General features: G+C 46.8%; 9 protein-coding genes and 1 pseudogene. All 10 read right to left on the reverse strand.

Annotated features, from left to right (window positions below; all coding sequences use genetic code 11):
• Positions 1 to 568: tripartite tricarboxylate transporter permease (locus MMY81_RS32490; RefSeq protein WP_252316069.1), on the reverse strand; the 568-nt coding region annotated here is incomplete at its 3' end.
• 21 nt (positions 569 to 589) lie between these two features.
• On the reverse strand, positions 590 to 1,135 hold the full coding sequence (locus MMY81_RS32495; protein WP_252316070.1) for a tripartite tricarboxylate transporter TctB family protein: 546 nt from the start codon (positions 1,133 to 1,135) through the stop codon (positions 590 to 592).
• 14 nt (positions 1,136 to 1,149) lie between these two features.
• On the reverse strand, positions 1,150 to 1,674 hold the full coding sequence (locus MMY81_RS32500; RefSeq protein ID WP_252316071.1) for a mannonate dehydratase: 525 nt from the start codon (positions 1,672 to 1,674) through the stop codon (positions 1,150 to 1,152).
• A gap of 82 nt (positions 1,675 to 1,756) precedes the next feature.
• Entirely contained in the window at positions 1,757 to 2,173 is a 417-nt protein-coding gene (locus tag MMY81_RS32505; RefSeq protein WP_252316072.1) for a hypothetical protein, read from the reverse strand.
• A 79-nt stretch (positions 2,174 to 2,252) separates the two neighbouring features.
• Positions 2,253 to 3,703 (reverse strand): annotated as a pseudogene (gene gucD / locus MMY81_RS32510) (alpha-ketoglutaric semialdehyde dehydrogenase GucD).
• Between the two features lie 17 nt (positions 3,704 to 3,720).
• A complete protein-coding gene (gene kdgD, locus MMY81_RS32515; RefSeq protein WP_252316073.1) occupies positions 3,721 to 4,647 on the reverse strand; it encodes a 5-dehydro-4-deoxyglucarate dehydratase in 927 nt (308 codons plus the stop codon).
• A gap of 174 nt (positions 4,648 to 4,821) precedes the next feature.
• A complete protein-coding gene (locus MMY81_RS32520) occupies positions 4,822 to 6,477 on the reverse strand; it encodes a thiamine pyrophosphate-dependent enzyme (protein ID WP_252316074.1) in 1,656 nt (551 codons plus the stop codon).
• A gap of 13 nt (positions 6,478 to 6,490) precedes the next feature.
• Complete coding sequence (locus tag MMY81_RS32525; protein ID WP_252315944.1) at positions 6,491 to 7,252, reverse strand: HpcH/HpaI aldolase family protein; 762 nt, start codon at positions 7,250 to 7,252, stop codon at positions 6,491 to 6,493.
• Positions 7,253 to 7,278: 26 nt separating this feature from the next.
• Complete coding sequence (locus MMY81_RS32530) at positions 7,279 to 8,142, reverse strand: NAD(P)-dependent oxidoreductase (protein ID WP_252315945.1); 864 nt, start codon at positions 8,140 to 8,142, stop codon at positions 7,279 to 7,281.
• A gap of 21 nt (positions 8,143 to 8,163) precedes the next feature.
• A partial coding sequence (locus MMY81_RS32535) for a hypothetical protein (protein ID WP_252316075.1) occupies positions 8,164 to 8,364 on the reverse strand: 201 nt, incomplete at its 5' end.

Consider the following 8,364-nt stretch of genomic DNA (forward strand, 5'->3'; position numbering starts at 1 on the left):
TTGGGAACGCATCAATGGGAGCCGATCCGACCATCGCTAAGCTGATACCGAGCAGCCCGCTCATCATTCCTTTGACGATAGAGCCTTCTGATAAGCTTGAAATGAGCGTCAGAGCAAACATCGTAATCGCAAAATATTCCAATGGTCCGAAACGAAGAGCAAAGTCTGCCAGGGGTGGTGAAATAAACATTAGCGCGATGATGCTTAAGAGTCCGCCTAAGAATGAAAACACGATTGCATAGCTGAATGCTTTTCCTGCTTCTCCCTTTTGGGCCATCGGATAGCCGTCAAAAGTAGTCGATATGGAAGAAGGGGTACCTGGAAGTTTAAGCAAAATAGCTGGTATTAGTCCTCCGGATACGCCTCCAATGTAAAGGCCCATTAACAACGCCATGCCTGAGGATGGTTCCATCGTAAAGGTTAATGGAAGACATATCGCTACAGCCATTGTTGCCGTAAGACCCGGGATGGATCCGAATATAAGTCCCAGCCCTACACCGGCTATGATGAGAAGCATGTTTCCTATGGTTAACATGTCTCCAAAGCCGGCTAGTAAATTTTCTGCCATTATGCTGCATCCTCTCCTTCCCTATCCAAGCCAACCTGCTGGAAGCCTTAATTCGAAACCAACTCGGAAGGTGTAGTAAATAATGATTGGAACCACAATGGCTAATCCTATAAATAAAGGAATGTTCCAATATTTCCTGTCACCCAGCAGGCAGAATTGGGCCATTAAGTACGCTATAGTTCCTAGTAAAAAGCCTACGATGGGCATTATGAACACGTATGCTGCAATTAATATCATTGTTAATGAAGCATTAATATACCGGGTTTTGTCAGGGATTTTCGCCCCTTCCTCCCCCACTTCTTCGATCTTTTTCTGTTCTACGAGCTCTTCTACTTCCTCCGGCTTGTATTTTTTGGATGCTTTCACAAAATCCATCAATACCTGCACGAGAAGGATGGCACTTAAAATAAACAATCCTATCGCGATCAGACGGGGAGCGAAATCAGAGCCAATCTGGCTGTTTGTCAGCATCTGCAGGTTGTTCGTGCCGATATACATCACAATAGAAAAAATAAGTAAGGCTACGGCTGCAATAAGGTCTTTCACACGAAGTGCTTTTACTATCATTGGTGTTATACCTCCTATCTGCGGGGTATTCCTTCAAAGTCTGCCAGAGCAGCTAGTAATGCTTTAATGTAGCCGATGGAATAAGCGAAGCCGATGCTCGAATGCGTCCAGCCAATATTGGAGTTGGGCCAGTTTTTGTTTAAATCCGGCGTGTCTCCTTCCATGATCGGTGTATGATCCGGGTTCAGGCATCCGGTATAGCCGACTTTTCTCAGCTCCAGCAGTATTTTGAACATGTTCATATCTCCATCATCAAGCAGGGCTTCTTCAAATGCTCCTGCTGTGGGCAGCGACCCTTTCACATTCCGGAAATGAACGAGAAAGATCCGATTTTTCCGGCCGTAATGATGAATTTCATCTGTGATGAGAGAAGTTCCTCCTGCCTCGGCCCGTGAACCGATACAGTAAACGTATCCGACATTTTTCTGCGGGAACTGATCGATAATCCGGTGATACCCGAGGCTTCCGAACGGCGTATCGGGAAGCGGGGTATCCGATGGATGCATGGCGATATTCACATCGCTTTCCAGCCCTGTCATAACAAGCTTTTCATAAGCGGAGCTGAACTGGGACCACCATTTTTCATGCTCTTCAAACGTTCTCGTTTCTACAGGATTTCTGTTAAAGCCAAGGCTTTCCCCGCGGGCTATTGCACCCGCCCCGGTGAACCGCCTTGTACTCTTTTGTTACTCCCGGGAACGTATCCCCTTCGAAGCGCTGCCGGACAATTTTGATGCCGGCTTCTCCAAAGGCTTTAATCGCCTGCAGCGAATTATCGACTTCCTTTTCGCTGCCTTCTTCATTGTTCATGTAGCTGCTGGAAATATTGGGAAGCGTTACCCGGTTCACATCAAGGCCCCACAGCTGTAGTTTTTTTCGAAGCTTCAGCAGTTCATCTAAATCCGGGTAGCCCTGCTCTTTTACTCCTTTAAAAGAAGCTCCGTTGCCAAAATCAACGTAATCGACGCCGAGCTGGCTCATCTGTTTTAAGTCAATCTCCTTTAGATCCGTATGATTGACCGTGACTGAAATGTCCATCCTATCTCTCCTTTAGTGATAACGCTTTCAATAATAGTGATAATAGAAACGCAACTTTCATTGCGTTTCCTATTCATGATTATTTTACGAATACTGTTTTGATCGAAGTATAAAACTCAATAGCTGCTTCACCCTGTTCTCTTGAATGCGAGCTTGAACGCTTCATTCCTCCGAATGGAGCCTGCAGTTCCACACCGGCGCTTTCGGAATTTACCCGTACGAGCCCTGCCTCTATATCGTCAATAAACGTCATACTTTTACGGATATTTGTCGTAAAGATGGAAGCGCTGAGACCGTATTCTGTGTCATTAGCTGTCTCGATGGCTTCTTCGAGCGTTTCAACTTTCATCAAAGCCAGCACCGGTCCGAAAATTTCTTCCCGGGCGATAGCCATATCAGCAGAAACGTTCTCAAATATGGCCGGTGATACAAAATAGCCATTATCTTCTGATACGTCTCCTCCGCAGAGAAGATCTGCCCTTCTTCGCGTCCCTTTTCGAGATAGTATTTCACACTGTCAAACTGTGACTTGCTGGCGCAGGGTCCCATCCATGTTTTCTCATCCATGCCGTCGCCTACGGTAATTTCTTTCACTTTGGCAACAAGCTTTTCTTTAAACTCATCATAAACCGCACTCTGCACAATCACCCGGCTCGTCGCCGTACATTTCTGCCCGGTTGACTTGAGACCTCCGCTGATTGTGGCGTTCACAGCTTCATCAATGTCGGCATCGTCCGTTACAATCACCGGGTTTTTACCGCCCATTTCCAGCTGGTACTTGGCGCCGCGTTCTATCGCTGCCAGGCCTATCTTTTTGCCGGTAACGTCGGAGCCTGTGAACGTTATTCCGTTCACATCTGTATTATGAATTAGCTCATCTCCTACGACAGAACCGGAGCCGGTGACAAAGTTCAGGACGCCTTTCGGAAATCCGGCTTCCACTAGACATTCCACTACTAAGGCCGCTGTTACTGCAGCTTCCGTTGCCGGTTTGAATACAACCGTATTGCCGTATACGAGGGCAGGAGCCATTTTCCAAATCGGAATCGCTACTGGGAAGTTCCACGGTGTAATAACCCCCACCACACCAAGCGGCGTTCGTTTCGTATACATAAGGGCATCTTTATCAGTAGATGGAATGACGTCACCGGTTTTGCGCATACCTTCTCCGGCATAATAGCGTAGAATCGCTACGCCGCGCATTGTTTCTCCAAGCGCTTCCGGAAATGTTTTTCCCATTTCCCGCGTCATCGCTTCTGCGACTTCTTTTGCCCGTGCCTCCAGTTTATCTGCAGCTTTGAATAAATACTGTCCCCGTTCCGGATCGGCCATTTTTTTCCAGTCTTTCCGGGCACTTTTTGCTGATTGAATGGCTTCTTTTACATCTTCTTTTGTCGACATTTGAATATAGCCTACAACCTCTTTTGTATTAGCGGGGTTAATGCTTTCTTTTTCTTCGTTGTTTGCTGATGCTTTCCACTGGCCCTCGATATAATTCTTATATTTCTGTTGAATCGTTAACATTGACAATGAAATCCTCTCCTTTTCTATTTCTTAACAGATGGTTCGGGATATTTATCCAATGCCCGTTTTACAATTCCTTCTAATTCTTTGTAATGCTCTTTGCTCACTTCCACGACCGGTGCTCTTACACTCTGGCCGACGTTGAAGCCCATAATTTCCATGCCTGCTTTAATAAGGGAAACAGCGTAGCCTTTTTTCTTCTTACGGATGTCATTGATTGGCAGCAGCACGTCCTGATAAAGATTATGAAGCGTTTCTTTGTCGTTTTTCTTCAGTGCTTCAAAGTACATTCTGGAAATGTGCGGAATGTAGTTCGACATCGCCGATGAGTAGGTTTCAAATCCCATATGATAATAAGCCGGCATCGTGATCTCTGCGAACGGCATGCCGTTCATCCATTCAAACCGGTCGCCAAGGTGCTGGATCAGTTCAATATTCAGTTCCATATTTCCGTGACCGTCCTTCAGCCCGATCAGCTGGGGAAGCTCTGCAAGTTTTGTAACCGTATTCAAATCAGAGATTGCGTTATCCCGCTGATAAATAATGGAGTTCAAGTTTGTATTCTCAATGATGCTTCTATAATATTCATAAATGCCTTCCTGCTCTCCCTGGATTAAATAAGGAGGGAGAATTAAGTATCCATCAGCTCCTGCTTTCTCTGAGATAACGGTTTGATTCAATGCTTCCTGTATATTTCCGCCTACGCCCGTGTATACCGGAACCTGCTTATTGGTAACGCTTACAGCAATGTCCACCATATTCTGGTATTCCTTTGCACTCAACGACTGGAATTCTCCTGAGCCACATGCAATGAAAATAGCGGATAAATCTTCTTTAATCAGGTACTTTATATTTTCCTCCAGTGCTTTTTCATCAATACCTCCGTCATTTTTGAATGGCGCGGTTGGAAATCCTAATATTCCTTTAGGCAGGTTTTGTCTTTGCTCCATATTCTTCCCCTCTCTTTCAAAGCCGCCCGGCAATGAATCATCGCTTTTTAGTTATATTATTAATTAAATTTATTGTAAGACAATTATATTTTATAGTCAACAATTATTTAATTAGTTTGAAAACTAAAGCACGATGATGGTTCATTTACTGGGCTTTCTTCTGCTTTATTTTTTTTACTCAACTAAAAAATGAGGGGAGATCTGTTTGTTATTCATTACCATTTCAATAACGGTTGGTTTGTTTTTTTCATGCAGTGCTTCTTCGAGCGCTGATTTAAATTCTTCTCCGGAATACACTCTTTTTGCTTTGGCTCCCATATGTTCAGCCATCCCGGCATAGTTCACATCGCCGAGCATCGTTGCCGGATTGTGCTTAGGGAACTTCCACTCCTGATGCATGCGGATGGTCCCGTACATGCCGTTATTAAAAACCAGCGCAATAACCGGAATGTGGTGCCGGACAGCCGTTTCAATTTCCTGCATGGTCATCATAAACCCGCCGTCCCCGGACCAGGAAACGACCGGTGATTCCGGAAAAGCAAGCTTTGCTCCAATCGCTGCCGGCAGCCCGTATCCCATCGCTCCAGAAGTAGGTCCTACATAGCCTTTCGGCGATTGAAACGAATGATACTGGTGCAGCCAGGCGGCAAAATTACCGGCATCATTTGAAATAATGCCGTTTTCCGGCCAAATTTCATTAAATTGTTCCATTACCTCTTTATAACCTACCGTGAGCGCTTCTTCTGTTACGTTTTCCAACTGAACGGAATCAAGGAACGCCTGTTTTCTTTCCTCCAGCCACGTGCCGCGTTTTTCATTCATCAGATAGGCTGACTGTTCGAGAAGCTTTTCCAATGCTTCGTTTGCATCCGCCACAATTCCCGCATCCGGCGAATAGACATTTCCTAATATGGCGGCTTCTATATCGATATGAACGAGCTTCTGATGTTCTGTTAATAAGCTGTAGTCCTGCGTGGTTACTTCTGAGAGCCGGGTTCCGATCACAATAACAACGTCCGCCTGCTTTACCGTCTGGATTTGTTCTTTCGGCACGCCCATGCCTAAATGACCGCAGTAGTTTTTATGAGTATTGTCTATCACATCCTGGCGCCTGAAGGCTGCCATAATTGGTATATTCGTCTGCTCGGCAAATGACTTCAGGGCAGCTTCTGCGTTGGACAGCTTGACGCCTCCTCCGGCAATAATGACCGGCTTTTCCGCTTGTCCTACTATTTCAATAAAACGCGCTTCTTCCGCGGCGGACATGCCCGGCTTTGGCTTAACGGCGGCAGCGCCGAACATCATATCCGCTTCCTCATACAATACATCTTCCGGGAGCGCTACAACGACCGGCCCCGGTCGTCCGGAGTTCGCAATCCGAAACGCCTTCTGCATAATTTCCGGGGTGCGCTCTGCGTCTTTAATTTCTGCGCCCCATTTCGTTACCTGACCCAGAAATTGATCAAGCTCCAGCTCCTGGAATCCTTCCCGCCCCCTGAATTTGCTGTGGACCTGCCCCAGCAGTACAACCATCGGAGTCGAGTCCTGGTAGGCGGTGTGTATCCCAATCGAAAGGTTCGCCGCGCCCACTCCCCTCGTAGCCATGACGACGCCTGTTTTGTTTGATGCCTTGGCGTAGCCTTCTGCCATAAAGGCCGCTCCGCCTTCATGCCGGTTGGAATAGAGCTCTATGGACGGCTCCAGATAAATAGATTCCATGAGAGGAAGAAAGCTCTCCCCCGGCACGCAGAATACTTTTTCCACCTGTTCAATTTTCATGGATTCAACAATTGCTTCGGAGCAGGGGATTCGTTTGCTCTGCTTTATCATATGATAGTCTCCTTTATCTGCCGCTGCGGGCTTCCTCTACATATTTTTTGATGGCGGGATTAATTAATGCATTAATGGCGATACACATGTAACGGGCGCCCTTTTCCCTGCCTGCTTTTAATTCCTCCAAATTGGCTACTTGTATTCCTACGTCTGCGTTTTCCGCTCTGCCTGCTTCAAATACGGTTTGAATCATGTGCTCTACGTCAGGATGAGAGGCTCCTTGTTCAGCCCTGCCTGCTGATACCGATAGATCCGTCGGGCCGATGTAGACCATATCGACTCCGCTCGCTATAATGCTTTTGACTTCTTTTACTGCTGCAGGACTTTCTATATGAACCGCGATAAACACGTCTTCATTGCTCTGCTCGAGATAGGCACTTCCTCCGCCCAGACCGTATTTGGCGGCTCTCACAGAATAAGCTGCGCCCCTCGTGCCGTTCGGCGGATAGTGAGCGGCCTTTACGATCTTTTCTGCTTCTTCCGCCGTCTGCACCTGGGGCACATGAATGCCTTTGGCGCCCCGGTCGAGCGCTTTTAAAATAGAAATAGGATCAGAGTCCGGCACCCTGACAAACGGCACCACCTCCGCTGATTCACAGGCCTGAATCATATGCTCCACTTCGCCCCAGCTGAATGAACCGTGCTCATTATCAATCACGACAAAATCAAATCCAGCGTAGCCGGCTATTTCTGCAAGTGCCGGACTGTATAAACCGATAAAGCAGCCCAGGGCCGTTTCTCCATTTTTCACTTTTTGTTTAATTACATTCATCTCTGCACCTCTTTCTTTTTAACGGTTTATTTTGCTGTCAGGTATTGATAAAGCGCGGAGTGATCCAGCTCTTCCAGCCCGCTCTCGGTCATTTCCTTCATGAATTTCTGCAGTTCTGATGTTATAGGAAGCGTGATCCCCTGCGCCTCGGCTGCCTGAAGGGCATTATTCATATCTTTTAAATGCAGCTTTACTTTAAAACCAGGATCGTACGTTTCCTTTTTAAAATTATCTATCTTTTGATCGAGCACGTTGCTTCCCGCCAGGCCGTGGCGGATCGCCTCGTAGAGCGCATCAATATCCAAATCTGCCTGCTTTGCCAAATAGATTGCTTCGCTTACGGCCTGCAGTTCTATCGCTACGATCACCTGATTGGCCAGTTTGGCATATCCGCCGGAGCCAAGCTCTCCGACGTGTACCACGCTTTTTCCCATTACGTCCAGGTAGGGCTTCACTTTCTCTATGTGGGCGCTCTCTCCCCCGCACATGATAGCAAGAGCCGCATTCTGTGCGCCTTTCTCCCCGCCGCTTACCGGCGCATCTACTAAATGAGCGCCGCTTTTTTCTAATTCTCCACCGATTTCTTTCGTCACTTCCGGGTTAATCGATGACATATCCACTACGATGGCATCCTTTTTTATTCCGTGGATCACGCCCTGCTCTCCGAGTACCACTTCTTTTACATCCGCAGAATCGGACACGATCACAATGACAATGTCCGCCCCTTCCGCTGCCGCTTTCGGCGAATCGGCTATTTCCACGTCCGTTTCTTTAAAAATATCTGCCTTTTTCTTAGTGCGGTTGTACACCTTAAACAGATCGCCCTTTTCCTGCAGATGCTGCGCCATTGGCAGGCCCATAATACCGAGTCCTATAAATGAAATATTCATATATTTTCACTCCTTTTTTGATTAACTGCTTTCTCTTTTCCAGGGATCGCCTTCTCCTTTCGAATTGTAAACAGCTGTTTCACTGATGAAGGAAGGCGCTTCCGACATTTTATAGAGAAGATCTTTTCTTTTGTATACATCGGGATTTAATGTAATTCCGAGCCCCGGCTCTTCCGGCGGTACAATAAAACCATCTATTACGACAGGGACGTTCTGGAACGA

This window comes from Sinobaca sp. H24 (assembly GCF_023845525.1).

Excerpts from the sequence above, each read along its gene's own strand:
- MMY81_RS32495 (WP_252316070.1), bottom strand. The coding sequence starts at position 1,135 with ATGATAGTAAAAGCACTTCGTGTGAAAGACCTTATTGCAGCCGTAGCC.
- MMY81_RS32500 (WP_252316071.1), bottom strand. The coding sequence starts at position 1,674 with ATGACAGGGCTGGAAAGCGATGTGAATATCGCCATGCATCCATCGGAT.
- MMY81_RS32505 (WP_252316072.1), bottom strand. The coding sequence starts at position 2,173 with ATGGACATTTCAGTCACGGTCAATCATACGGATCTAAAGGAGATTGAC.
- kdgD (WP_252316073.1), bottom strand. The coding sequence starts at position 4,647 with ATGGAGCAAAGACAAAACCTGCCTAAAGGAATATTAGGATTTCCAACC.
- MMY81_RS32520 (WP_252316074.1), bottom strand. The coding sequence starts at position 6,477 with ATGATAAAGCAGAGCAAACGAATCCCCTGCTCCGAAGCAATTGTTGAA.
- MMY81_RS32525 (WP_252315944.1), bottom strand. The coding sequence starts at position 7,252 with ATGAATGTAATTAAACAAAAAGTGAAAAATGGAGAAACGGCCCTGGGC.
- MMY81_RS32530 (WP_252315945.1), bottom strand. The coding sequence starts at position 8,142 with ATGAATATTTCATTTATAGGACTCGGTATTATGGGCCTGCCAATGGCG.